The organism is Vibrio sp. T13N (genome assembly GCF_032970445.1).
GTDB lineage: Bacteria > Pseudomonadota > Gammaproteobacteria > Enterobacterales > Vibrionaceae > Vibrio > Vibrio diabolicus.
Genome location: NZ_JAWJYE010000004.1, coordinates 48,975 through 75,654, shown reverse-complemented (window position 1 = coordinate 75,654; position 26,680 = coordinate 48,975). Strand labels below are relative to the sequence as shown.

The window sequence follows — 26,680 nt, the reverse complement described above, 5'->3', positions numbered from 1 at the left end:
TCGGGCTCGCAATTATCCCTCAAAACATCAACCATTTAAATACTTGATCCTTATTTAGTCCCAATATATCTCGTCGAGATTCGTCCAAATAAAAAGAAAAATAAGCACTATAACGAATAATAGGATTGTGCTTATGTTCAGGAGTCAGTTGTGAAAATAGCAATGCTTAGTACCGGTGAGGAAGTGCTCCACGGTGATATTGTTGATACTAATGCGGCATGGTTGTCTAGCCTGTTTTATCAACATGGATTTGGCTTAACAAAGCGTTCAACGGTTGGTGATAGCCTGTCGAGCTTGGTTGAAGAGTTTTTAATGTTGAGCTTCAACAATGACGTGGTGATCGTGAATGGTGGTTTAGGGCCAACAACCGATGATATGAGTGCGGCGGCTGCCGCGAGAGCTGCTGAGTGTAAACTCGTGCTTTTCAAAGAGTGGTTGCAGCATCTAGAAAGTTTGTATGCTCGACGTGGCATCCCAATGCCAGACAGTAATTTAAAACAAGCCATGCTACCAGAAACGGCTGAGATTCTGGACAACCCGATAGGCACGGCCTGTGGTTTCAAGATGCTGATTAATGATGCCATTTTTTATTTTACGCCGGGTGTGCCAAGTGAATTTAAGCTTATGGCAGAGACGCAAATTTTGCCTGATCTGAGAAGAGCTTTTCCAGAGGTGCAAGGTTCATGTTGTAGTCGAATCTATACGTTTGGCCTTTCCGAATCCGGCATCTCGGACAAGCTTGATCAGCTAAAACTTCCTCAAGGGTATGAGCTTGGTTATCGCTCTTACTTACCTTTTATTGAAGTGAAACTCTTTGGCCCTTCTGACCAGCTTGAACAGCGTTTGAAGTTGGTACAGATGATCAATAAGCATCTTGAAAGCAATACCGTTAGTATTGATTTACCTATGGTTGAAAATGTCGGCCAGTTGTTGGTCGATAAAGGACTAACGGTGTCTATCTCCGAAAAAAGCAGCGGGGGATACTTAACTTATTGGTTAAATAGTGATGAAAACGCTGAAAGGCAACTTGGACATGGTTGGGTACTACCAAGCCAGACTCAAGCGATGAGCAACAGCGGAGACCCATTAGCAGAAACGTTTGCTCTGGCAGGAGCGACGCGAGAGAAGTGTGGGACGGATTTATCACTCGTCACTGGCGATATTGAAGAGGGTGTTTTTTCCGTCGCTTTATCGACACCGTCAGGCGAGTGGGGAGCGTTATATAAACTCTCGAAAAAGTATCCGCGCAATGATCAAGTTAAAGTGATCAGCACGGCAGCACTAGACTTGTTGCGTCGTTACCTAGAACGTAAACCGATGTTTGCACATTATGCATTTTTAGAGAAAGTTAAAGAGATGCATCTCCCAGGTAGTGCTTTATAACCAGAGACCTATAACAGCCTGAGAGATAAAACACGTAGATACAAAAAAGCCAAGGTRATYACCTTGGCTTTTGCGTTTTATACCGTCGAGTCACGTTATGCGCGCTGCTTTTCTTTCATCGCGTAGTTAACGCCACTGAGTGACAAATCCGATTTTGCTTTACAGATACAAGGTAATATCTCATCACTTTGCGTGTAAGCCATGGCAAAACCAACATACTCCACTTCACCAGATTCCAACTTGCAGCGACAAGCGCCACAGTGCCCATCACGACAGTTGTATTCTGGTAATAAGCCAGCTTGCTCCATTGTTTCCAAAATTGTATTGGAAGGGTTGGATTCAATACTGATGAGTTTGTTGATTTTGAGTGTTGCCATTACAGCTCGAATCCTTCGAAGTCGTCTGCGCGAACTTCATTGTCAATTTGACCCACAAGGTAAGAAGAAATTTCCGCTTCTTGAGGCGCAACTTGAACATTATCTGAAGACAACCAAGCGTTAATCCATGGGATTGGGTTGGTTGTTGCCTCTGGATAAGCTGCAGGTAGACCTACTGCTTGCATACGGATGTTGGTGATGTATTCAACATATTGGCTTAGGATGTCTTTGTTTAGACCGATCATCGAGCCATCTTTGAATAGATACTCTGCCCACTCTTTTTCTTGCTCAGCCGCTTCTTTGAATAGGTCAAAACAGTCTTGTTTTGCTTCTTCTGCGATTTGCATGAAAGTGAAATCATCCTGACCGTTACGTAGCAGGTTGATCATGTGTTGCGTACCGTTCAGGTGAAGCGCTTCATCACGTGCAATCAGTTTGATGATTTTCGCGTTACCTTCCATTAGTTCGCGTTCTGCGAAAGCGAAAGAACATGCGAAACTTACGTAAAAACGAATCGCTTCTAGAGCGTTCACAGACATCAGACAGATGTACAGTTTCTTCTTAAGGTCGTACAGACTAACCTTAACCGTTTCACCGTTAAGGACATGCTCACCTTCACCGTAGCGATGGTAATCATTCGTCGCTTGAATCAAATCGTCGTAGTAGTGCGCGATGTCTTTTGCACGCTTCAGGATGTGCTCGTTCTCAACGATATCATCAAATACCACAGCAGGGTCGTTCACGATGTTACGAATAATGTGCGTGTAAGAACGAGAGTGAATCGTTTCAGAGAAAGACCAAGTCTCAATCCAAGTCTCTAGTTCCGGCAGAGATACAAGCGGCAGCAGTGCCACGTTAGGGCTACGACCTTGGATAGAGTCTAGAAGCGTTTGGTACTTCAAGTTAGAGATGAAGATGTGCTTCTCGTGATCTGGCAGTTTGTTGTAATCGATACGGTCGCTAGATACGTCTACTTCTTCTGGACGCCAGAAGAAAGAAAGTTGTTTCTCGATAAGCTTTTCGAAAATCTCAAACTTTTGTTGGTCGTAGCGTGCAACGTTTACTGATTGACCTAGGAACATTGGTTCCTTCAACTGGTCATTCTTTTTTTGGTTAAAAGTACTGTAAGCCATAATGCCTCAATTCCTTTTAAACCTCCCCATAAGGGGAGGTTATCGATAGTCTGTCTTTACGGAGTGTTGGGTGCGGGTAGATTAAATCTTACAACCGCCGCCAGCACAATCGTCATCTTGTGGTTGAACAGCGTCTTTCTGTTCATCTTTTGCGCCATCACGAGTGTTATGGTAGTAAAGCGTTTTCACACCAAACTTGTACGCTGTTAGCAGGTCTTGAAGTAGTTTCTTCATTGGTACCTTGCCAGTCTCGTAGCGTGACGGATCGTAGTTAGTATTAGCAGAGATAGCTTGGTCAACAAACTTCTGCATAATACCCACAAGATGTAGGTAACCGTCGTTCGAACCGATGTTCCAAAGCAGTTCATAGTTGTCTTTAAGTTCAGTGAACTCAGGTACAACTTGCTTCAGAATACCGTCTTTCGAAGCTTTTACTGAAACATAACCACGTGGTGGCTCAATACCGTTAGTTGCGTTTGAAATCTGAGAAGAGGTCTCAGAAGGCATTAGCGCAGTCAGTGTTGAGTTACGTAGGCCGTGCTCCATAATTTCTTTACGTAGGCTGTCCCAGTCGTAGTGCAGCGCTTCGTCACAAATTAGGTCGATATCTTTCTTGTACGTATCAATCGGCAGTAAGCCTTTCGCGTAGTTCGTTTCGTCGAATGAAGGGCACTTGCCTTGCTCTTTCGCCAGTTCTACCGATGCTTTTAGTAGGTAGTACTGCATTGCTTCGAACGTACGGTGAGTCAGGCCATTTGCGCTACCGTCAGAGTATTTCACGCCATGTTTCGCTAAGTAATAAGCGAAGTTGATCACACCAACACCTAGCGTACGACGGTTCATCGTCGATTTGTATGCCGCTGGTAGAGGGTAATCTTGATAATCAAGCAGTGCATCTAGCGCACGAACAACAAGATCAGATAGCTCTTCGAAATCATCTAGAGACTTGATAGCACCAAGGTTGAAGGCAGAAAGCGTACATAGTGCGATCTCGCCCGAGTCATCTTCAACGTTAGTTAATGGCTTCGTTGGCAGTGCGATTTCTAGACATAGGTTCGATTGACGAACTGGCGCTACTTCAGAATCAAATGGGCTGTGAGTATTACAGTGGTCCACGTTCTGAATGTAGATACGACCTGTTGATGCACGCTCTTGCATTAGCAGAGTGAACATTTCAATCGCTTTAACCGTTTCTTTCTTGATTGAAGGATCGTTCTCGTACTTCACGTATAGACGCTCAAACTCTTCTTGGTTTTCGAAGAATGCGTCGTATAGACCCGGTACGTCTGAAGGTGAGAATAGTGTGATGTTGCCACCCTCAACTAAACGTTGGTACATCAGTTTGTTTAACTGAACACCGTAGTCCATGTGACGAACACGGTTCTCTTCAACACCACGGTTGTTTTTAAGCACCATTAGAGAGCGAGCTTCGCCGTGCCACATTGGGTAGAATACAGTCGCTGCGCCACCACGAACACCACCTTGCGAACAACATTTTACTGCGGTTTGGAAGTATTTGTAGAACGGGATACAGCCAGTGTGGAATGCTTCACCACCGCGAATCTCTGAACCTAATGCACGGATACGACCAGCGTTGATACCAATACCAGCGCGCTGAGATACGTAACGAACAATCGAGCTTGCTGTTGCGTTGATAGAATCAAGACTGTCGCCACACTCAATCAGAACACATGAGCTGAACTGGCGAGTAGGGGTTCGCACGCCAGACATAATTGGCGTAGGTAGAGAAATCTTAAATGTCGATGTCGCATCGTAGAAACGTTTGATGTAATCAAGACGCGTTGCTTTTGGATATTTTGCAAATAGGCACGCTGCTACAAGGATGTATAAGAACTGAGCACTTTCGTAAATTTGGCCCGTTACACGGTTTTGTACGAAGTACTTGCCCTCTAGCTGCTTAACTGCCGCGTATGAGAAGTTTAGGTCGCGTTTATGGTCGATGTACGCATCAAGTTCGTCGAGTTCTGTTTTTGTGTAGTCTTCTAGAATATGTTGATCGTACTTACCCATATCGACGAGGCGAGACACGTGATCATAAAGCGTTGGTGGCTCGTATTGGCCATACGCTTTTTTACGCAGATGGAATACCGCTAGGCGAGCAGCTAGGTATTGGTAATCCGGAGTCTCTTCAGAGATCAGGTCTGCCGCAGACTTGATGATTGTCTCGTGAATATCTGTCGTTGTGATGCCGTCGTAAAACTGGATGTGAGCGCGAAGTTCTACTTGAGAAACCGAAACATTATCTAGACCTTCTGCAGCCCAAGTGATAACGCGGTGGATTTTATCCAGATCGATACTTTCTTTACGGCCATCACGCTTGGTGACGGTAAGTTGTTGGTTCATTCTGCTTTATTTCCCTAAGAAAACTGATAAAAGCCGTATTTTTGTTTGTTTATGTGCAATATGAGTAAAGCTTGCGGCGGCTTTGTGATCAAAGTCTATCTATATATTGTCGCTTAAACACAACATATAGGGGTTCATTTGTTTGCGGGTTACAAGATAGTGCTATTACACTGATTTATCAAGGTACAGATCGGGGATGACTTGTGGATAACTGACAAAATGAAAAAAATCAGTAAGTGAACACTAACCGATGAGAAAAGGGCAGACTTGAATGGTTAAAAGCACGGTTTTGAGATCGGTTTAGAAATAACCGCATGCAAAAATATTTTCCTTGATCTTTGGCCGTTTTTATCTACGAAAAATAGGTTGGTTAAAATGGAATCTAGAGCACGAATTTTAGGCATAAAAAGACAAAAAAAGCGGCAACTTTGTGCTACCGCTTTCGATTCATTTTCTACAAAAAATGTCAATCACAAAACGCATTTTTTAACATAACGGCGTTCAGTATTTTTTAGTATGAACGATGTAGTTTACATCTACATTACGGCCGAGTTTGTAACTGTCATTAAGAGGGTTGTAATGCAGGCCTGTAATGCCCATTTCTGTTAGGTCTGTTTGGTCTATCATCTTCATCATTTCGGCAGGCTTGATAAACTTCTCGTGCTCGTGAGTCCCCTCAGGAACAATCTTAAGAAGCTTCTCTGCACCGACAATAGCAAACAAGTATGACTTGATGTTGCGGTTCAAGGTTGAGAAAAACACGTGACCACCAGGTTTTACTAGCGCAGCACAAGAGCGGATAACGGAGAGAGGATCTGGAACGTGTTCAAGCATCTCCATACAAGTCACGACATCGTAAGTCCCTGCGTTTTCTATCGCGTGGTCTTCTATTGTGCTCTGAATGTAGGTCAGTTGAGTACCTGTTTCTAATGCATGTAGTCGTGCGACTTCTAAAGGTTCTTTGCCCATATCAAGTCCAGTAACAATAGCGCCTTCTTTCGCCATGCTTTCAGCAAGAATGCCACCACCACAGCCGACATCAAGTGCACGCTTGCCAAACAAGCCATTTGCTTTTTCAAGTACATAGTTCAAACGAAGTGGGTTAATTTGGTGAAGCGGCTTAAACTCGCCTTCTAAATCCCACCATCGAGAAGCCATGTCCTCGAATTTCTTAATTTCACTTGGGTCGACGTTTTGTGCTTTAGTCATAATTGGTTTTATTGCATTCAATCTGAGTCCTTTAGAGGACGTCAGTATACTCCAACGTTTTATAACCAAACAACCTCGATGTGCTTAGTGAAGGGACATGACAGAGCTCACTGGCGCGGCAACAACAGGTTTCTGTAACTTTGAAAACGCTTGCATTATTTTCGGTTCACCCTTGAACTAGTGCCAGTGACAATACTCTAAAACCTGCATTTTTGACGTTGTGTGGATATATTGGGATTAACGATTTCACCTCGGTTTTATACGTACAGAGTCCGATTTTGCTCAATGTTGACCGAAATATAACCACTAATCAGAAAGATATGGGATGAGTGTGCAAATTCTCGACATTTGATTCATAACCAAGCTCACAACCTGATAAAAGGAGAGGGAAAGTGATGCCGAAGTGATGAATTGTGTGTTATATTTTTGCACCTTACACGTATCGTAATTACGATCAGATAATAGAGGGATAATGGCTCTATGAGCGATTTAGCTAAAGAGATCACGCCCGTAAACATTGAAGATGAGCTTAGAGGTTCATATCTAGACTATGCGATGTCAGTCATCGTAGGTCGTGCTCTTCCAGATGTGCGTGATGGCCTAAAACCAGTACACCGCCGCGTTTTATTCGCGATGAACGTACTAGGCAACGATTGGAACAAACCATATAAAAAATCAGCCCGTGTTGTCGGCGACGTAATCGGTAAATATCACCCACACGGTGATAGTGCTGTGTACGACACAATCGTACGTATGGCTCAACCGTTCTCGCTTCGTTACATGCTGGTCGATGGTCAAGGTAACTTTGGCTCGATTGATGGCGACTCTGCTGCGGCAATGCGTTACACCGAAGTTCGAATGGCAAAAATTGCCCACGAACTATTGGCTGACCTAGACAAAGAAACCGTAGACTACGTACCAAACTACGACGGTACTGAGCAGATCCCAGCGGTTCTTCCAACTAAAATTCCAAACCTATTGGTTAACGGTGCTTCTGGTATCGCAGTAGGTATGGCAACCAACATTCCGCCTCATAACCTTGGCGAAGTGATTGATGGCTGTCTTGCATACATCAATAACGAAGAAATCACTATTGATGAACTAATGGATTACATTCCTGGTCCTGATTTCCCAACGGCGGCGCTGATCAGCGGTCGTAAAGGCATTGTAGACGCGTACAAAACAGGTCGCGGCAAAATCTACATGCGTTCGAAAGCGGACATCGAAGTGGAGAAGAATGGTAAAGAAACCATCATCGTCACTGAGATCCCATACCAGGTAAACAAAGCTCGCTTGATCGAAAAGATCGCTGAGCTAGTTAAAGATAAGAAAGTTGAAGGCATCAGTGCACTACGCGACGAGTCAGATAAAGACGGTATGCGTATTGTTATTGAATGTAAGCGCGACGCTGTGGGCGAAGTGGTTCTAAACAACCTATACGCTCAGACTCAGTTGCAAACCACTTTCGGTATCAACATGGTGGCCCTAAACAATGGGCAACCACAGCTATTCAACCTGAAAGATATGTTGAAGTGCTTCGTTGATCACCGTCGTGAAGTTGTGACTCGTCGTACTATTTTCGAACTACGTAAAGCGCGTGAACGTGCCCACATCCTTGAAGGTTTAGCGCTAGCGCTTGCCAACATTGATGAAATCATTGAGCTTATCCGTAAGGCGCCAACACCGGCTGAAGCAAAAGCGGGTCTTATCGCTCGTGGTTGGGATTTAGGCAACGTTTCAGCAATGCTAGAGCGTGCTGGTACAGATGCAGCACGCCCTGAATGGCTAGAACCTCAATACGGCATTCGCGATGGTCAGTACTTCCTGACTGAGCAACAAGCACAAGCTATCCTAGATCTTCGTCTACACAAACTAACAGGTCTAGAACACGAGAAGATTCTTGGCGAATACAAAACACTTCTAGAAGAAATCGCTGAGCTCATGCATATCCTTGCAAGCACTGAGCGTTTGATGGAAGTGATCCGCGAAGAACTTGAAGCGGTTCGTGACGGCTTTGGTGATGCTCGTCGTACAGAAATCACAGCTGCGAGCCATGATATCGACATGGAAGAGCTGATCGCACGTGAAGACGTTGTGGTTACTCTATCGCACGGTGGTTACGTTAAGTACCAAGTACTGAGCGACTACGAGTCACAGCGCCGTGGTGGTAAAGGTAAGAGTGCGACCAAGATGAAAGATGAAGACCATATCGAGCGTCTTCTAGTGGCGAATACCCACGATAACATCTTGTGTTTCTCTACTCGCGGTAAAACATACCGTCTGAAAGTTTACCAATTGCCTCTAGCGAGCCGCACTGCTCGTGGTAAGCCAATTGTGAACATCCTTCCACTAGAAGAAGGTGAGCGCATTACCGCGATTCTGCGTGTTGATGAATTCTCTGAAGACAAATTCATCTTCATGGCAACAGGTGACGGTACGGTTAAGAAAACGCCGTTGAACCAATTTGCAAATGTTCGTTCAAATGGCCTGATTGCGGTAAACCTACGTGAAGACGATTCGTTAATCGGTGTGGATATCACTAACGGCGAAAACGAAATCATGCTGTTCTCTAAAGCGGGTAAAGTGGTTCGCTTTAAAGAAGCAGAAGAAATTCCAGTACTTGACGAAAATGGTAAGCCAGTTCTTGATGAGAATGGTCAGCCAGAGATCAAGTTTAAAGGTGTTCGTCCTATGGGTCGTACTGCCTCTGGTGTTCGTGGTATGAAACTGGCTGAAAATGACCAAGTTGTATCACTTATCGTTCCTTCGCACGAAGGCGACATCCTAACGGTTACAGAAAACGGTTATGGTAAACGTACAGCGCTGAGCGAGTACCCGACAAAAGGTCGAGGCACTCAAGGTGTCGTTTCTATCAAAGTTTCTGAGCGAAACGGCCCGGTAGTTGGTGCTATCCAGGTTGTTGAAGGTGATGAAATGATGATGATCACCGACGCTGGTACACTAGTACGTACTCGTGTGGGTGAAGTTAGCCAGGTTGGTCGTAACACGCAAGGTGTAACGCTTATCCGTACTGCGGAAGACGAATCTGTTGTTGGTTTGCAACGTATTGAAGAAGTTGATGACGAAGAGCTGCCTGCTGGTGAAGAAGCAGAAGCGTTAGAGTCAACAGACGAAAATACGCAGCAAGATACTCCAGAAGCGCCAGCCGCTGATGATGCAGAGGAAGGTAACGAAGAGTAATCTTTCGTTACTATTCTAATGTAAAAAGCCGAGCCTCAGTTGCTCGGCTTTTTTGTACCTGTATCAACGCAATACAAGCATTAAACCAGTACACTAATACTCAGTTTGTCTAGGGAGCGCGTTATGTCTGTTTGGTTTTTCATTGCCATCACTTTGATGGGATTATTCGTCGTCGTATTATCGCTCAGCGCTTCAAGAGTAAGAGCGGCACAATGGTTCGGTTTTTGTGCTTTGGTACTAGTGTTAACCAGCGCTAGCTTCTTATTGTTGCGTCAATCTCCTCCACAACCTATTCAAGCTGAAGTCTCTCGAATGATGACTGCTCGCGATATCATGCAGGAAATTCAAGACCAATTACGTGAAGACCCAAACAATGCCGAATTGTGGTTTCAGTTAGGGCAGGGCTACCTGCTAGAGGGAGAACTGGATGGCGCACTGATTTGTTTTGATTACGCCATCCAACTAACTGAGCCAGTCGGTGCCACGCAACTTGCTGCGAAAGCAACGACCTTATACTACATTCACCAGCAATCAATGACGCAAGAAGTCAGTTTGCTTCTAGAACAAGCTTTGCAGATAGAACCGCATAATGAAGCGGCTTTGTCGTTGATTGCCAATGATCATTTTCTGTCATTCCGCTTTCAGGAAGCCATTGATACTTGGGTGCTATTACTCGACTCGAACGATCCAAGCTTAGATCGAGTACAAATTATTAACTCGATCAATAAAGCGAAAGAGCTGTTGTAGGCGTAGACTCTAATAAGTAGTAGAAGAAAGGTGGGGGACGAATGAAGAATAAAGCGTTCGGAATATTTGTGGTGCTGTGCGGCTCCGTGTTAGTGGGTTGTAGCTCTTCCGAACATTCTGGCACCTCATCTACGGTTTATTACTCTTCCGGTTATTACGACCCTTGGTGGTACGATCATGACGACTACTGGATTTATTACTATCCGGGTTGTTGCGACAACGACGATGAATACAAAGAGAAACTAGAAGAGTGGTGGAATGGCTTGGATGAAGAGCAACAGCAATCCATCAAAGACAAAGTCGAAGATTGGAAAGACGATGATATGTCCGCCAATATCGATAACATGAAGCGACAGCTTGACGATCATTGGCAATCGCTGCCTGACGAGCAAAAGCAGGAGATTCAAACCAAGTGGGAGAACCGCCCCGAGCGCATCGAGCCTACGGCTTTACAAGACAAAGCCGTGGCAGAAAAGCTTCAACAAAGAAAAGCATTGCCGGAAACGAAGATCCAGCGCCCAGTTACACGCCCAAATGTGCAGATGCCTAAAACACGTCCACATATTCAGCCTAGGCCGAGACTTCCTCGTCGCTAATCTGTTTTCCTCTGCCTTCTATCAAACAAAAAGGGCGCAACGTGCGCCCTTCGTTTTATCCATTTAACCTAGTGTAATCGATACTGATCAGTACGTTGCTTCGCGCTCAGCAGCTGCTTTATCCCATTCTGGTGCCACCGTTTCTAGGAAGTGTTTCTTGTCTGCGTTCATCTTTTCCATATCCATACCTAGTGCTTGTTGCGCTTTTGCTTTGGTCGAGATATCTGGAATTTGAACTGGGTCAGTAATACCTTTTGTTGCCAGTAAACGAACTAACTTAGTACGAGCGTCAGCAGCGCGATCAACTGCGGTACCGAGTACTTCAAGTGCTACCTCAGGAGCATGCATGTGAACACCGTGAGAAGCAATCGCGTAGTCCCAACGCCATTGTGCATGGCGAATATCTTGTAGGATAGGTTGCATCTCTTCTTCTGTTGCCCCTGCTTCCCATGCTGCACCAGCTTCAAAGTGCGCTGCCACAATTTGCTTCTCGGCGGTTAGCTTCATGTTTAGTACTTGCGCTTTGCGAGTCGAAACGATGCCTTGTAGCTGCTCTTTGGTTTGAGTATGGCATTGCGCACAGGTGTCTTCAAAACGATCAAACGGGTTACCCACTTTGTGGTCAGTGTATACCGTACCGTCTTCTTTGGTTACTTTAGGCATGTGACAGTCCACACACACCACTTTGTTTTTGCCATGAATACCCGCTCTCCAAGTTTCGAAACCTGGGTGTTGTGCCTTGAGCATTGGTGCTTTAGAAACGGCGTGCGTCCAATCTTTAAAGTTCAACGCGTCGTAGTATTTCTCCATATCAGCGACGTTGGTCCCCATGTCCCATGGGAATTTGACTGCTTTAGTCGGACCTGTGAAGTAGTACTCGACATGACATTGAGCGCAGACTGACGCTTGTTTATCTAAGCGAGATTGTTGGTCAAAATTTTTGCCGATGGTGTCAAAAGCGCGCTCGACGTATGGGCGAGTCAGTGCCAGTGCGGGTTTGCCCTTCTTGAAGGCTTCAGAACCCGTATTGTGACAGTCGGAACAACCGATAGGGTTGACGATTTCTGAGCCCAAGCGCGCCCATTTACCTTCGAAATAACCGTCTTCACCGCGCACTTCAATTACGCGGGCGACATCTGGGCTTTTACAACTCCAACAAGCCATCGGCATTGGCCCGGAGTTTTCGTCTGCTGGTGCGCCAGTTCTGAGGGTTTGCCTCACATCATCAAGCGCGTAAAAGTGACCGCGCGCTTTGTTGTAGTCTTTAGCAAAACCATAACCAGCCCACAAGATCACCATGTTTGGGTCTTCACTTAAGGCATCTTCAATATGCTCGCTTTCCGATGTGGCTTTCCAAGAGTGATATTGGTCAGGGTGGTTTTGTTCAAAGGTATCATTGCGAGGCTCTATGAGACCAGTATCCTCTGCCGCCAAAGGAGCACCAACCAAAAATAATTGGCTGGCGAATAAGGTCGCAACCGCGATAGGTGCGCTCATCCAGTGTTTTATGCTCACGGTGTTATCTCCATATTCGTTTTTATTAGCAGCGTTGTGAGGAGCTATTCCAAATAAGAATCGGAGATCTATCGTTAATATTAATAGTGAATTGAATAGATGAAATAGTGACCGAAATTGGCCTTGTTTTAGATCAATTTATGCTAGTGATCTTAATCATGTTTAAGTTCAAATACCCCTAAAGTGGTATGTTGTAATCCCCTTTAATCACAGCGTGTTATGGGTATAACCATTCTAAAAATAAGGTGATTAAGGTCGCTTTTTGAACATGTGATTCTACCTCTTAGGAATTATAGAGGTATTATAAATACAGGTTTAGCGTTGTGGCTTTCCAAAATAAGAATTGATGTCATTTGAAGGTGTAAAAATATCTTCAGAGGAAATTAATTGTTGCTCAAATAATAGTTGATAAGAGTTATCAATTATTATCGAGCTAAGGAAAGAAAAATATGGGCAATATAAAATTGACCATAGAGACAATGCTGAAATTTCTCTTCATCTTTGCCATCTATGGTTTTTTCACCGCCGCCCATGCGACTTCTTCAGAGCCAGTTGAAGGTGCTCAAGCTGAGCGTCATCAAGTCGAGTTGATCCGTGACCGAGACTATAAATGTCTTCAATGTCATAAGGATGCTAAAGATACTCTGAATCTATCGCATGATTCGCAAGCGTTATTGAGTCAAGGTAAGCAGCTCAATTGCACTAACTGTCACAGCAACATCGGCCCTGATCACCGTGAAGGTGCACCCGATGTGATTAAGTTTTCTGCTGCGCAATCGAAAGCGGTGCACGACAAAGTGTCCCTTGACCCAAGCTTGATTCTCAAAGCTAATAGCCAGTGTGTGGATTGTCACGCGCCACTTAAGTTAAGAGAAAAGCATTGGACGCACGATGTGCACGCCAAGAATCTCACTTGTTCAAACTGTCATGATGTTCATGCCGCAAAAACCAAAGCTTTGTCTTATGACAGAAAACAGCTGATTAAGCAGTGTGTGGATTGTCACTCTGAATTTGCCGTCGAACCTGAACTTGCCAAAGAAGAGGAGAGATAGCATGAAATGTTCGAGAAGAAACTTTTTAGCTAGCAGCGGTGCGTTGATTTTAACTACAGGCGTTGCGGGCACTTCCGTTGTTAGCTCCTCTCTTTATGCCAGCAACAGTGAACAAGCGAAGCGCATGGGTATGGTTCATGATGAAAATGCCTGCATTGGCTGTACCGCTTGTACCGATGCTTGTCGCGAAGTAAATAAAGTCCCTGAAGGCGTGACGCGACTTAAAATTCATCGCAGTGAACCGATTGGCGAATTCCCAGATGTGGAATACCAGTTTACTCGCGAATCCTGTCAGCACTGTGATAATCCACCATGTGTCTATGTGTGCCCAACAGGCGCAGCATACAAAGATGAAGCGACGGGCATTGTGGATGTACACAAAGAGAAATGTGTCGGATGTGGTTATTGCCTTGCTGCTTGTCCTTATCAAGTGCGCTTCTTTAATCCAGTCGATCACTCTGCGGATAAATGTAACTTCTGCCGCGATACCAACCTGGCGCAAGGTAAGCAGCCAGCTTGCGTGGAATCTTGCCCAACAAAAGCACTCATCTTTGGTGATTTAAATGACCCAGCTAGCGAGGTGAGCAAAGCTATCGAAAGCCATGTTGTCTATCGCGATAAATCGCATTTAGGTACGCAGCCTAAACTGTACAAAATTCCGCATAGTAAAGGGGAGGTGTCATCATGAACGGCTTCGAAAGTGCATTCCACTTTGACTCGTTAGTCTGGGATTGGATTATTGCGATTTACTTATTCCTCGCTGGGATGTCAGCAGGTGCGGTGATGATTTCTATCTATTTAAAACGCAAAGTGATTGAAGGTGATCCCGCAAACAACGGCATCATGAAAGCGATGGCTTGGCTCGCACCATTTGGCATCATTGCTGGGTTGGTAATTTTGATTTTCCATTTAACCAAGCCTTTAGAGTTTTGGAAGATCATGATCTACTACAACCCAACGTCGGTAATGTCGATGGGCGTGATCTTGTTCCAAGTGTACATGCTAGTGCTGTTTGTTTGGATCGGCGTTATCTTCCGCCATCAAATCATCAGCTTTTGTGAAGGGAAGTTACCAAGCAAACTGCTGGATTTTGCTGATGGCATTTTGATTAAGGCGGGGAAAGCCAACAACGCAATTGAATTATTCTTGGGCTTCTTAGCCATCGTGCTTGCGGCATACACCGGCTTTTTATTGTCTGCATTGAAGACTTACCCAATGCTAAACAATCCAGTACTGCCAATCTTATTCCTATTCTCTAGTTTGTCATCTGGCGCAGCAGCATGTTTGATGTTCGGCATCTTGGCGTTTAAAGAGTCGACCAGCAGCCCTAGTGTGTCTTGGGTGCACGGATTTGAACGCCCAGTGGTATTGTTTGAGCTGTTTGTCTTAGTGACATTCTTTACTGGGCTTATCTTTAGTGGCGGGCAAAATGAAGCCGCGGCTTGGAATGCCATTTCGAGTGGGTTCTGGGCTCAGTGGTTCTGGGTTGGGGTGGTGCTCATCGGCATGATAACGCCTTTGACTCTTAATTGGTTGACGCCTTCTGAAGTTCGTCATAGGGGAAGTTACGTTTTTGCGGTCACAACGTTGAGTTTGGTTGGCGTACTCATGCTGCGTACTTTCATTCTCTATGCCGGTCAAATGACCATCGTGTAAGGAGGCAAAATGGAGGCTGAGCTCGGTTTCTTTTTGTTGATATTGGTGGCTGTCGCATCGACATGTGCGACGCTGCTGCATTGGGTTTGCTTTACGCTGCGGAAGAAGGGAGTGTTGCCACACCAAACCGCAACGTCTCATATTATCAGCTTAGCCTCCTTAGTTTGTTTGGCGCTTTTGATAGTCTGTTTTATTCAGGATAATTTTGCGCTTGAGTATGTGGTTACACACTCGAACAGCCAGTTACCTATCGCGTTTAAGATTGCAGCTGCTTGGGGCGGCCATCAAGGGTCTATGTTGTTTTGGGTGGTTACGTTGAGCTTATGGGCGTCTTTTATTGCTATCAAGTCGCCAGTTTGCACTCAATATACAGGCGATTGCTTGGGTATCATGAACTTACTTATTGCTATTTTCGCTTGGTTTACCCTCACCACGTCCAATCCTTTTGAGTATGCTCAGACACTAGCGTTGGAGGGACGAGATCTCAATCCGATGTTGCAAGATATCGGGCTTATTATTCATCCACCGCTGTTGTATTTGGGTTACGTTGGTTATGCCGCGATACTGGCGTTCGCCTTAGCTGCGTTATTAGCGAAACGACCTATAAATGAATGGTATGGTGTTGCCCGTAGTGCCGCTTTCTTTGCTTGGGGTACGCTAACAATTGGAATTTTGATCGGTTCTTGGTGGGCATACAATGAATTAGGTTGGGGCGGGTGGTGGTTTTGGGACCCGGTAGAAAACGCGTCTTTGCTGCCTTGGTTAATGGGTACCGCACTACTGCATAGCGGTGTGTTGTCGAAGCGTAATAAAGGAGCAATTTGGAGCACCTACGCATTGGCTTTTGCGACGTTCAGTTTGAGTATTCTCGGCACATTTGTGGTGAGATCGGGTGTATTAACCTCAGTACACGCGTTTGCGGTTGATCCAACCAAAGGTGTAGTACTTCTTGCTGTTCTTAGCGTTTTGGTGATTGTTACCTTTGGTGTGCTCATTATGCGAGGGCTACATATTCCTCGTTTTACGCTCGATTCGTTAATAAGTCGTGCCTACATGGTATACATCGCTATTGGACTTCTCGTTGTTTGTATGGCGATTGTTTTCCTCGGTACCTTTTACCCAATGCTTTATCAACTGCTTGGCTTGGGTAATATATCCGTTGGGGCACCTTACTTTAAAAGCCTCGTTTTTCCCCTTACATTACTTGCTCTGACCTTTCTCGCCTTTATGCCCGTGTTGAAGTGGACGAAAGGAGCCAGTCCTCATGCCGTTAAAACCATTGGGTTTGTCGGTATTCATGTTATTGCGGTTAGCGCTATTTTCGTTTTTGCTACTAAAGAGCTTCATATAACGACTTTGATTACTCTGGTATTAGCGACGTGGGTAGTGGTTTCTCATGTGCTATTGCTGTTTTGTGCAGAAAACAAGAGCAAATTAATGCCTATGTTTCTTGCTCATGTTGGCTTTGCGTTGGGGGCAAGCGGGGCAGTATTTAATAGTGACTATTCGTATGAATACAACTTACGGGCAGAGCCTGGTAGCTCGTATCAAAAAGCGGGTATCACCGTTGATTACCATGGGATTGAATGGTTAGTTGGGCCGAACTACACCGCAGAACAGGGAAGTGTTGATCTTTATTTGGAGAGCGGTAAGGCGCTGAACTTTCAACCCGAGAAACGGCATTACCCTGTACGCGTGATGAATATGACCGAGCCCGCTATTCGATCACTGTGGCATGGAGACTACTACATCACTTTGGGTGACAAGATCGACAACAGCGCCTACGCAATTAAAGTGCAATATCGGGCGGGTATCTGGTGGATATGGTTTGGTGGCGCTTTAATCGTAATAAGTGCTTTGGGGAGTATGATGAATCTAAGGGGAAAAGGTAATGAGATCGAAAAATACGCTTAAACTGATCGTTCTCATATTGCTAGTTGCGATTTTTTTTGTCACCGCGACAATGGCATTATCCGATAGACCAAACGTAGAAATACAACAAAATCGTATGTTATCTATCCCAGATTTTACCGCTTACTCACTCATTTCAGGCAATCGAATCACCGATGCAGTACTAGAAAATCAAGGTTATGTGCTATTGAATGTTTGGGCGTCTTGGTGCGGGGTTTGTAAACAAGAACATGATGATTTGCTCAACTTAGCTCGACAAGGTGTGCCCATCGTTGGTCTTAACTATCGAGATAAAGAAAGCGCGGCTAAACGCTATTTGAGCTCTTCACACAATCCATATACCGAAGTTATATCCGATCCTAATGGGCAACTGGCGGTTGAACTTGGTGTAATAGGAACACCTGAAACTTACTTAATTGATCAAAATGGCAATGTTTTGATCAAATATAGAGGTAAGTTAACAATAGACAAATGGAACTCGTTATTTTCGGGGTATTTTAATGTCTCACTTTAAATATGCTTACTTCATTATTGTTTTGTTTTCTTTGTGTTCTTCTTGGGTCAAAGCAGAGCAAATTACGCAGCATGTTGATCTGTTTGAATTTCATTCCGTTGAACTGCAACAAAGAGCAAATGCATTAGCCAAGGCTTTGCGATGCCCACAATGTCAAAACCAAAACCTTGTTGAATCTAATGCACAAGCCGCTAAAGATTTAAGATTGAAAGTGTACTCGATGGTAAACGAAGGAAGTACGGATCAAGAGGTAAAAGATTATTTGGTTCAGAGATATGGGAATATCGTTTTGTATCAGCCACCATTTAATTATTCGACAGCAGCGTTGTGGATCTTTCCTCTATTACTTTTGATCTTTTTTATCCTATTTTCGATCAAAATGATAAAGCGTCAATAATGTGACCACTATTCCACTATGGGAAATAAATCGTGCAGATAACAAACAGAATGTTATCATTTTTCCGAATTTATGAAGATTCCAGTATAAAGAAAATCAACGATTTGAGCTGGAGAAGTAATAAAAGAACTAAGTAGGTGCACGCAGTGGATTCAGTTATATTACAGTTAAAAAAAGACTTTTATTCGCAGATTCGTGCATTGCAAACCTCGAAACTGCCTCAAGTTACATCGTCTCTCGCCGTATTAACCGAAGAAGAAATTCAAGAACTCGAAGCGGTATGGATAGAGCTTACGGTTTGGAAACGTAGCCAAACACATTAAATCATCACCCCTACATACAACTCATTATCAACCCCRGACAAAATTTGTCTGGGGTTTTTTATTGTAGTTTTTCAAAATTGTTATACTATAACAATTCGTCAGCGCGGGGAGTTGTTCTCTTTGGCTGTCTTTAGGGGATAACTGCTCTCAATTGTGATCTCTATATTGAAAAATGCGGTATCAATCCCCATAGTTGAAGAGCAATGAGTGAATCCCATGAATGCAATAACGAAAACGCATCAAGCGCATCAAGCAATAAATCGAGTGAGTATAGATATGGCGGAAGTACGTGCCAGAGTAGATTTTAAAGTCGGGGCTAAAAGTAATATCGATGCTGAAATCCTGTCTTTTCGTGGCCTGAAGACAGATAAAGAGCATGTGGCAGTTATCTTTAGGCAAGCGGATCAAACGCAAGAAACGCCTTTGGTGCGTATGCATTCAGAATGTCTTACTGGTGATGTTTTTCACTCATCCCGTTGTGATTGCGGTGAGCAATTAGAAGAAACCATTCAACGCATGGGCGAATCTGGCGGTATTATTTTATACCTACGTCAGGAAGGTCGTGGTATTGGTCTATACAACAAAATTGATGCGTACCGTTTGCAAAGCCAAGGTATGAACACCTATGAAGCAAACAACCATTTGGGTTTTGACGATGACCTGCGTGATTTCACTGAAGCAGCGCAAATGCTCGAAGCATTAGGTGTAAGTAAAATTCGCCTTGTGACCAACAACCCTAAGAAAATCCGTGAATTAGCAGAATACGGCATCGAGATTGTTGAGGTTGTCAATACCTCTGCACATATTAAAGATGGTAATGAAAGCTACCTAAAAGCAAAAGTTTCTCATGGTAAGCACAATCTAAAATTCTGATTTTATTTATTAAATTATCAGTTTTGCATGTTAAAAGCCTCACAATGATGAGGCTTTTTTTGTATCTAGAGTTGAAAATAAATTGTAAATTTGTATTATCTCGTGACTAATAGTGCAAATAAGAATAATTAGCACTACGAATAAAACAAATAAATTGCTCAACAAGGATGCTTCAGATGAATGCAAAAACAGTTTTAGTCCAATCTATTGCTGCATCACTCCTCATTGCCAGTGGTTCTACCGTTGCTGCCCAAGTAACGAAACAACAAGTCGTTGAACATTATGCAGACGTTGCACATGCAGTCTTTGCTGACTCAGTGACAACGGCGAAAACGCTCGACGTAAAAATCGACGAATTTCTAAAATCGCCATCAGCGGATAAGCTTGAAGAAGTAAAACAAGCGTGGCTAGACTCTCGCGTTCCGTACCAACAATCTGAAGTATTCCGTTTTGGTAACGCGATTGTTGATGACTGGGAAGGGCAGTTAAATGCATGGCCACTTGATGAAGGCCTAATTGACTACGTAGCGACAGATTACCAATATGAACTCGGTAACGAAGGCGCTGCTGCAAACATCATCGCAAACACCAGTTTACAGATTGGTGCTTCTAAACTAGACGTTTCAAAAATTACTCCAGAATTGCTAGCGGATCTCAACGAAGTAGGTGGTTCTGAGGCAAACGTTGCGTCAGGTTACCACGCGATTGAATTCTTACTTTGGGGTCAAGACCTAAACGGCACAAACGCAGGCGCAGGTCAGCGCGCTTACACAGACTTCGTTGTCGGTTCTGAGTGTACGAATGGTCACTGTGACCGTCGTGGTGAGTACCTAAAAGCGGCAGCCGATCTACTGGTTCAAGACCTTGAATGGATGGAAAAACAGTGGTCTGCGGAAGTGAAAGGCAACTACCGTGAAACACTTCTTAATGATTCTGCTGATAATGGCCTACGTAAAATGTTGTTCGGTATGGGGTCATTGTCTTTAGGTGAGCTTGCTGGTGAGCGCATGAAGGTGGCGTTGGAAGCAAACTCGACAGAAGATGAGCACGATTGTTTCTCAGACAATACGCACAACTCTCATTACTACAACGAGCAGGGCATCTATAACGTTTACACAGGTCTTTACAAGCGTGAAGACGGCACATTGCTTTCTGGTCCGAGTATTGCTGACCTAGTGGCTCAAAAAGACAAACAAGCAGCTAAAGAGATCCAGAAGCAGTTTGATGTTACGCGTAATCAAGTTGGTAAATTGGTTACGTCTGCGGAGAAGAACAACCAACACTTCGACCAGTTAATTGCAGCGGGTAATGCACAAGGCAACACGTTAGTGAATGACACCATCATGTCATTGGTTGCTCAAACCGGTTCAATTGAGCGTGCTGCGGGTATCATTGGCATTGATAGCCTAAGCCCTGATACTGCTGACCACGAGTTTTAATCAAAGTACAAAAAATAATTGAAAGGGCTCGTTTGAGCCCTTTACCGTTTTAACTCGCTGTTATCCCACCCCTCTTGTTGTGTTTTAGAGCAATGATATGAAGCCTTACTTAATTTCGGTCTTGGCCGTGATCTTTTCTTCTACTGCTATCGCGTATGATGTGAAATCTGGTGGACAAACGAGCGTGAAAAAAGAAGGCGCCAACGCGTATTCTCTTCCTGCCGCGAACCTTCCTATGAGTAAACGTCTTGATTTTAGCGTGGGCAATAGTTTTTTCCGCAACCCTTGGGTACAAGCGCCAGCGTCTACCGATGCCAGAGATGGTTTGGGACCTCTTTTCAATACAAATGGTTGTCAAAACTGCCACATCAAAGATGGTCGTGGTCATCCTCCAGAGCAAAATGATTTGCATGCGGTGTCCATGTTAGTGCGTTTGAGCATCCCTGCGATGACGTCAGAACAAAAAACAGCGTACATCAGAGACGGCGTTATACCTGAGCCGACTTATGGCGGCCAGCTCCAAGACTTTGCCCTGCAAGATCAAACGCCAGAAGGAAAAATCGAAATCACGTACACCGATGTGCCAGTGAAGTTTAAAGACGGCACGACGGTGACACTAAGAAAACCTCATTTGAATATTACCGATCTAGGTTACGGCGATATGCACCCTGATACGGAATTTTCAGCGCGTGTTGCACCGCCAATGATCGGCCTTGGTTTGTTAGAGAGTATTCCTGACGAAACGCTACTTGCATGGGCTGATGCACAAGATGCAAATAAAGACGGTATCTCAGGTAAAGTAAACAAGGTTTGGGATATTGAGAAGGACGACTTCTCGATTGGTCGTTTTGGCTGGAAAGCCGGACAACCGACGTTAATGCAGCAAAATGCAGCAGCATTCAATGGTGATGTGGGTCTGACGAGCCATTTATTCCCCAATGAAAACTGTACCTCGAAACAAAGTATTTGTGACGACATGCCAAATGGCGGCAAACCCGAAGTGAGTGAAAATATTCTCGACTTCGTTGAGTTTTACAGCCAGCACTTAGCCGTACCTATTCGCCGAAATATGAACGATCCTAGCGTGAAACTCGGTCAGAAAATCTTTGCGGCTTCTGGCTGTGAAAGCTGCCATAAGACCAGTGTCAAAACGGCGAAGCGACCAGAGTTACCAGCGCTTTCTGAGCAGCTTATCCATCCATATACAGACATGCTTCTGCATGACATGGGTGAAGGTTTAGCCGATAACCGTCCTGAGTACTTAGCAAACGGCCGTGAATGGCGAACGGCACCCCTATGGGGCATTGGTTATACCGAAGAAGTAAACGGGCATAGTTACTTCTTACATGATGGCCGCGCCCGTAATCTGATGGAAGCGGTATTGTGGCACGGCGGTGAAGCGGAAACGGCCAAACAAAACGTGCTAGCACTGAACAAAAAAGAACGTGATGCATTGATTGCGTTTCTGAATTCTCTATAAGGAAGCAACCATGAAAAAAACACTGTTAGTGAGTGCGATTGCCGCAACGTTAAGTTTGGTTGGTTGCCAATCGACAGTCGGTTCAAGCTCTGCCAAGCCTGAGAGTACAAGTCATATTTCTCAAGCGGTCTACGAAGTTGAGTTTCAATCTGCGCAGACGTTTTTAGCGCAAACCACAGAACTTGAACAAAGCTTCGCGGATTACTGCTCATCAGAGACGAAAGATGATGCGCAAGTAAAACAGCAATGGCACCAAACTATGCTGACGTGGATGGCATTACAAGGTCAAGAGCGTGGCCCTGCTACGGCGTTGGAGCAAAGTTGGAATGTCCAGTTTTGGCCAGATAAAAAGAACACCACTGGCCGAAAAATGTCTGTGCTGACGAAATCTGACCAAGTTTGGAGTGCGGAAAAGATCTCCACGCAAAGTGTTACTGTACAAGGCCTAGGTGCACTAGAATGGCTGCTTTACGATAAAGCGTCGACCTTATCTAGCAACAGCAATACCTGTGCGACAGGTGTTGCAATTGCTGAAAACCTAGAGAACAAAGCGCAGATCATCGCAGATTCTTGGGCACAAAATCCTTGGAAGTCGTTAGAGATGACGGAATGGAAATCCGAATACATTTCGCTGCTCTCTAATCAGCTTGACTACAGTATGAAAAAGCTGAGCAGACCGTTAGCTAAAATTGGTCAGCCTCGTCCTTACTTTTCTGAATCTTGGCGTTCAGAGACGTCGCTTTCAAACTTAAAAGCAAACCTTGAAGCAATGGAAGCGCTGTATCTTGCCAACGGTAATGGTCTAGATACTCTACTAAGAGAGCAAGGCCATGCAGGTCTCGCAGACCGTGTTGTTCACCAGTTTGAAATGGCGTTGGAAACATGGCCGGAAGATAAGAGTTTGTTCACGGCTTTACAAAGTAAAGAAGGCTACCGCATGGTACTCGCTCAATACAATAAGCTAGAGCAATTGAAGTACTTGATCCATGAAGAGGTGGCGATCGAGCTTGGCGTGGTTATAGGATTTAATGCAACCGATGGTGACTGATCAAACCCGCCGAACCTTACTGAAAGCCGCACTCTTTGGTGCGGCCGCACCTATGATGCCATTTGGTTGTGCTTCAACACGTTCACGTCAACCAGCGTTGATTGGCTGCTCAATCATCGGCCGAGATAAATACGCAGCGGTAGTGGCCGATGAGCATGGTATGCCGCTATCTTCGTTGCCGATTCCTGAGCGTGGTCATGGTGTGGCGACCAACCCACAAGGTCACGCTGTGGTCTTTGGTCGTCGACCAGGAACTTTCTTCATGGTGTTTGATTATCGCTCTGAGCAGATGATCAAGCTGCAGCTAGCAAAACCGGATCGCCATTTCTATGGTCATGGTGTTTACTCCCGTGACGGCACGTTGCTATTTGCGACAGAAGGAGAAAGGGGCACAAGCCGTGGGATCATCGGTGTTTATGATGTGCAAAAGAAATATCAAAAAATCGATGAGTTAACGGGTTTTGGCCTTGGCCCTCATGAAGTGATCATGATGCCTGATGGCGCATTAGCGATTGGCGTCGGTGGCGTACACACCAACGGCCGTGAACCGCTCAATCTTGATAGCATGAGACCAAGCCTGAGTTACCTTTCACAAGAAGGTGAGCTGTTGGATCAAGTCTCTTTACCAGATCATAAGTTGAGCATCCGTCATTTAGCGCATGATGGTGCAGAGACGGTACTGTGTGGTCAGCAATATCGTGGAGAGCCGGATGAATACCCAGCTTTACTTGCGATGCACACTCGTGGAGGCGTGATGCAATCTTTGCATGCGGAACCCGAAGAGTGGGCGAGATTTAATCACTATGTCGCGAGTATCGCGGCGACGGATGAATGGATCCTTGCGACTTCTCCTCCGGGCAGTTGTTATGGGATATGGTCCAAAGCTACAGGGAAGTTGGTTGAGTTAAGTGCTTTGCCAGATGCATCGGGAGTGGTGACATATGGAAAGGAATTCAGGGTCAGCTCTGGTGCTGGCAAAGTGATTGAGCAAAGGCCAACGACACATGAAAGCGCTTCTTTTAGTGGTGTTCAATGGGATAACCATTGGTCAAAGATTGTTTGAACCCAAGTAGATAAAGAAACTTGATGTTAATTTCGACATCAGATTCTTAATTTTAAACCTGCAAGCTGTGAGATATTTGCCATACTTTTCATTATGGCAAGTAGCGCAAGGATCGTTTCAGTGTTTGCTAGGGTTTTAATCATGACGGCACTTATGGTGCCGTTTTTCAGCTTTTCTACCGTCGTTTCTCTCGAAGCTTCTGCACAAACAGAGCAAGAGGGAGCGGTACAAAAGCTGTCTGTCGAAAAAATGATCCATTATCCAGAGGTGATTGACCAGCTTTATCAAAGTACTAATTACCGTTTGAACTGGGAAAATGAAAGCGATATTGAGCAGTTTCTTTTTCAAGTAAACCTGGTTGCTCTTGCTGGCGTCACGGACGAATTCGAGAATCAACTCCATCGTATAAACCAAGTTCGATGGCAGGGAGATAACCTCGACTTTGATTTGGTAATGACAGATTCACTCTTGATGTATCTCAGCTATCTCGAGCAGCTCCCTGAAGAAGGTATCAATTGGTTATTTGCAAACAAAGCCCACGTGATTTTACCTGCTCCTAGCATCGATACTTTGTCCGTACTGAGTAACGAAATTACGGTAGGCAAACTTAGTCAATTCTTAGCAAGTCTTCGTTCTCCTTTACAAACGGACGAAGCTTTTTATTCCGCTTACTCCTCTTTATCCGAGCACGCTCAGTATCAATATCCAATCTATGAACAAACGGGCCTTGCCCGTGTCGGTGACCAATTAGAAAATAAACCGCTTCTGATTGAGCGTATGGAAGTGGTTGGTGTGGATGTATCGTATTTAGATATCACGACCCAACAGTATGATGAAGAATTAGAGTTAGCGGTGAAAGAGTTTCAGCGTATTCATGGCTTGAAAGAGGATGGGGTGATTGGCCCGAATACCATTCGATGGATCAACTTTTCTCCTCAAGAACGATTGCATCTATTGGCGCTGAACTCAGAACGTTCAAGGATTTGGTCCAAAGACAGAGATAATGTTGTCTTTGTAAATGTACCTGGATACGAAGTAACGTATTGGCACGATGGTCAACCGTTGTTCGAGTCTAAAGTTGTGGTTGGCAGAGCCTCAAGAAAAACACCAATCATGTCGGGGACTCTTGACTCCGTCATTCTCAACCCCACATGGAATGTGCCATGGACCATAATGGTGAAAGACATCATTCCTAAAGTGAAACGTAATCCGATGTATTTGATTAACCATAACATTCAAATCATCCGGTCTTGGACGTCAAACGAAATTATTGACCCTACAACCATCAATTGGGCGACGGTGAATCCGAGAACATTTCCTTATCGTATGCGACAGGCATCGGGCTTACACAATGCATTGGGATTGTATAAGTTTAATATGCCAAACCCCCAAGCTATCTATTTGCATGATACGCCAAGTAAAAACTTGTTCGAACGAGATAGACGCGCATTCAGTTCCGGGTGTGTCCGCGTTGAACATGCCGACCAACTGGCGGAGCTCTTATTCAAAACTCAGGGATTAGAAGAACGCCTAGCGAAAAAACGGGAAAGTACGCGTCGCTCTAACACGTCGGTTCCTTTAGGAGAACGCATCCAAGTGCACATTATTTATCAAACCGCATGGCTAGAAGAGGGAACACTTTACTACCGAGATGATATCTATAAATACGATCACCGTAGTTGAAATCTTTAAATAAAATTTACAAAACTAAGAATCTTCTGTTTGTTCAATAATTAAGCGTTAATCACCACATCTTAAAATTAGGGTGGAGCGATTTATGCATTTGACGTGACAAATGTGTTTGGGTAATGTCCGCGACTTGTTTAGTTATTGAGCATTGTTTTTTGAAATGGTAAGTCGTAATTTTTCCCGCCGAGATTTCCTTAAAATGACCGCTGGTGGCGTAGTATTGGCATCTGCCTTGCCATCGATTTCATGGGCTTCATTCCCTGACGAGCCACGTGAGTTGGCGATGAACAACCTTAATACTGGAGAGCTCCTTGAAACATGCTATTTCGATGGTAGACGCTATCTTGATGATGAACTAAAAAAGCTGAATGAGTTTTGTCGTGATCACCGTCGAAACGAAGTTCATCCGATGGATCGACGCTTGTTCGATCAAATCAGCCAGATTCAAAAGCTGATCGGTACAGATGCAGAAGTCATTGTAATTTCTGGTTACCGTTCGCCTTTGACCAATGCGTCCCTGCGTAAAGGGGCTAGCGGAGTGGCAAAGAAAAGTCTTCACATGGAAGGTAAGGCCATAGACTTCCGTCTTGATGGAGTGAAATTGTCTACTGTACGCGATGCAGCAATTAGCTTGAAAGCTGGTGGTGTTGGGTATTATCCAAGTAGTAACTTTGTCCATATCGATACAGGTGCTGTGCGTTCTTGGTAAG

At 44.6% G+C, this 26,680-nt stretch carries 23 protein-coding genes; 18 read left to right on the top strand and 5 right to left on the bottom strand.

Translation table 11 applies throughout. The annotated features are described in order from the left end of the window. The first annotated feature begins 150 nt into the window (after positions 1 to 150). Positions 151 to 1,383: a CinA family nicotinamide mononucleotide deamidase-related protein gene (locus R2S67_RS07955; RefSeq protein WP_074191531.1), complete on the top strand. Its 1,233-nt coding sequence runs from the start codon at positions 151 to 153 to the stop codon at positions 1,381 to 1,383. 95 nt (positions 1,384 to 1,478) lie between these two features. Here the strand turns inward: R2S67_RS07955 and yfaE are convergent, their stop codons facing one another. The 4 genes from yfaE to ubiG form a co-directional block, all read right to left on the bottom strand. After that, positions 1,479 to 1,760, bottom strand: a complete 282-nt coding sequence (gene yfaE, locus R2S67_RS07950; protein ID WP_005376817.1) for a class I ribonucleotide reductase maintenance protein YfaE — start codon at positions 1,758 to 1,760, stop codon at positions 1,479 to 1,481. After that, positions 1,760 to 2,893 (bottom strand): class Ia ribonucleoside-diphosphate reductase subunit beta, encoded by a 1,134-nt coding sequence (nrdB, locus tag R2S67_RS07945; protein ID WP_005376818.1) that lies wholly within the window; start codon positions 2,891 to 2,893, stop codon positions 1,760 to 1,762. The genes yfaE and nrdB overlap by 1 nt, the downstream gene beginning before the upstream one ends. An 81-nt stretch (positions 2,894 to 2,974) precedes the next feature. Continuing rightward, complete coding sequence (nrdA, locus tag R2S67_RS07940; RefSeq protein ID WP_317343118.1) at positions 2,975 to 5,257, bottom strand: class 1a ribonucleoside-diphosphate reductase subunit alpha; 2,283 nt, start codon at positions 5,255 to 5,257, stop codon at positions 2,975 to 2,977. 501 nt (positions 5,258 to 5,758) lie between these two features. Next, entirely contained in the window at positions 5,759 to 6,466 is a 708-nt protein-coding gene (ubiG, locus tag R2S67_RS07935; protein WP_031780424.1) for a bifunctional 2-polyprenyl-6-hydroxyphenol methylase/3-demethylubiquinol 3-O-methyltransferase UbiG, read from the bottom strand. A 480-nt stretch (positions 6,467 to 6,946) separates the two neighbouring features. Here ubiG and gyrA point away from each other — a divergent pair, with 480 nt between their 5' ends. From gyrA to R2S67_RS07920, 3 genes are all read left to right on the top strand, one after another. Next, positions 6,947 to 9,667 (top strand): DNA topoisomerase (ATP-hydrolyzing) subunit A, encoded by a 2,721-nt coding sequence (gene gyrA / locus R2S67_RS07930; protein ID WP_005394780.1) that lies wholly within the window; start codon positions 6,947 to 6,949, stop codon positions 9,665 to 9,667. A 123-nt stretch (positions 9,668 to 9,790) separates the two neighbouring features. Then, the gene (locus tag R2S67_RS07925) at positions 9,791 to 10,414 is read left to right on the top strand and encodes a cytochrome c (protein WP_006743142.1); all 624 of its coding nucleotides are present in this window, start codon (positions 9,791 to 9,793) and stop codon (positions 10,412 to 10,414) included. 41 nt (positions 10,415 to 10,455) lie between these two features. Continuing rightward, on the top strand, positions 10,456 to 11,010 hold the full coding sequence (locus R2S67_RS07920) for a hypothetical protein (protein WP_104971905.1): 555 nt from the start codon (positions 10,456 to 10,458) through the stop codon (positions 11,008 to 11,010). A gap of 87 nt (positions 11,011 to 11,097) precedes the next feature. On the opposite strand, the gene nrfA is transcribed toward R2S67_RS07920, so the two are convergent. After that, entirely contained in the window at positions 11,098 to 12,507 is a 1,410-nt protein-coding gene (gene nrfA / locus R2S67_RS07915; protein ID WP_411057358.1) for an ammonia-forming nitrite reductase cytochrome c552 subunit, read from the bottom strand. Between the two features lie 467 nt (positions 12,508 to 12,974). On the opposite strand from nrfA, the gene nrfB reads away from it, so the two are divergent. From nrfB to R2S67_RS07845, 14 genes are all read left to right on the top strand, one after another. Next, complete coding sequence (gene nrfB / locus R2S67_RS07910) at positions 12,975 to 13,577, top strand: cytochrome c nitrite reductase pentaheme subunit (RefSeq protein ID WP_012841633.1); 603 nt, start codon at positions 12,975 to 12,977, stop codon at positions 13,575 to 13,577. 1 nt (position 13,578) lies between these two features. Then, entirely contained in the window at positions 13,579 to 14,265 is a 687-nt protein-coding gene (gene nrfC / locus R2S67_RS07905) for a cytochrome c nitrite reductase Fe-S protein (RefSeq protein ID WP_012841634.1), read from the top strand. Then, positions 14,262 to 15,233 (top strand): cytochrome c nitrite reductase subunit NrfD, encoded by a 972-nt coding sequence (gene nrfD / locus R2S67_RS07900; protein WP_317343114.1) that lies wholly within the window; start codon positions 14,262 to 14,264, stop codon positions 15,231 to 15,233. Before nrfC ends, nrfD begins: the two co-directional genes overlap by 4 nt. A gap of 9 nt (positions 15,234 to 15,242) precedes the next feature. After that, positions 15,243 to 17,147, top strand: coding sequence for a heme lyase NrfEFG subunit NrfE (locus R2S67_RS07895; protein WP_317343112.1), 1,905 nt, complete (start codon positions 15,243 to 15,245; stop codon positions 17,145 to 17,147). Next, positions 17,125 to 17,658 (top strand): DsbE family thiol:disulfide interchange protein, encoded by a 534-nt coding sequence (locus R2S67_RS07890; protein ID WP_041852916.1) that lies wholly within the window; start codon positions 17,125 to 17,127, stop codon positions 17,656 to 17,658. Before R2S67_RS07895 ends, R2S67_RS07890 begins: the two co-directional genes overlap by 23 nt. Continuing rightward, positions 17,645 to 18,055 (top strand): heme lyase NrfEFG subunit NrfF, encoded by a 411-nt coding sequence (gene nrfF, locus R2S67_RS07885; RefSeq protein ID WP_005394762.1) that lies wholly within the window; start codon positions 17,645 to 17,647, stop codon positions 18,053 to 18,055. The genes R2S67_RS07890 and nrfF overlap by 14 nt, the downstream gene beginning before the upstream one ends. 146 nt (positions 18,056 to 18,201) lie before the next feature. Further along, positions 18,202 to 18,378, top strand: coding sequence for a hypothetical protein (locus R2S67_RS07880; RefSeq protein WP_005394761.1), 177 nt, complete (start codon positions 18,202 to 18,204; stop codon positions 18,376 to 18,378). A gap of 216 nt (positions 18,379 to 18,594) precedes the next feature. Next, positions 18,595 to 19,251 carry a GTP cyclohydrolase II gene (locus tag R2S67_RS07875; RefSeq protein WP_005394759.1) on the top strand — a complete coding sequence of 219 codons (657 nt, stop codon included), beginning with the start codon at positions 18,595 to 18,597 and terminating at the stop codon, positions 19,249 to 19,251. 176 nt (positions 19,252 to 19,427) lie between these two features. Beyond that, positions 19,428 to 20,690, top strand: a complete 1,263-nt coding sequence (locus tag R2S67_RS07870) for an imelysin family protein (RefSeq protein ID WP_047009973.1) — start codon at positions 19,428 to 19,430, stop codon at positions 20,688 to 20,690. Between the two features lie 97 nt (positions 20,691 to 20,787). Continuing rightward, positions 20,788 to 22,170 carry a di-heme oxidoredictase family protein gene (locus R2S67_RS07865; RefSeq protein WP_317343108.1) on the top strand — a complete coding sequence of 461 codons (1,383 nt, stop codon included), beginning with the start codon at positions 20,788 to 20,790 and terminating at the stop codon, positions 22,168 to 22,170. Between the two features lie 10 nt (positions 22,171 to 22,180). Continuing rightward, positions 22,181 to 23,218, top strand: a complete 1,038-nt coding sequence (locus tag R2S67_RS07860) for an imelysin family protein (RefSeq protein ID WP_074191508.1) — start codon at positions 22,181 to 22,183, stop codon at positions 23,216 to 23,218. Further along, positions 23,199 to 24,281 carry a DUF1513 domain-containing protein gene (locus R2S67_RS07855; RefSeq protein ID WP_317343105.1) on the top strand — a complete coding sequence of 361 codons (1,083 nt, stop codon included), beginning with the start codon at positions 23,199 to 23,201 and terminating at the stop codon, positions 24,279 to 24,281. Before R2S67_RS07860 ends, R2S67_RS07855 begins: the two co-directional genes overlap by 20 nt. A gap of 141 nt (positions 24,282 to 24,422) precedes the next feature. After that, a complete protein-coding gene (locus R2S67_RS07850; RefSeq protein ID WP_065646586.1) occupies positions 24,423 to 25,964 on the top strand; it encodes a murein L,D-transpeptidase in 1,542 nt (513 codons plus the stop codon). 166 nt (positions 25,965 to 26,130) lie between these two features. Further along, on the top strand, positions 26,131 to 26,679 hold the full coding sequence (locus tag R2S67_RS07845; RefSeq protein ID WP_048625700.1) for a DUF882 domain-containing protein: 549 nt from the start codon (positions 26,131 to 26,133) through the stop codon (positions 26,677 to 26,679). The last annotated feature ends 1 nt before the right edge of the window (position 26,680 follow it).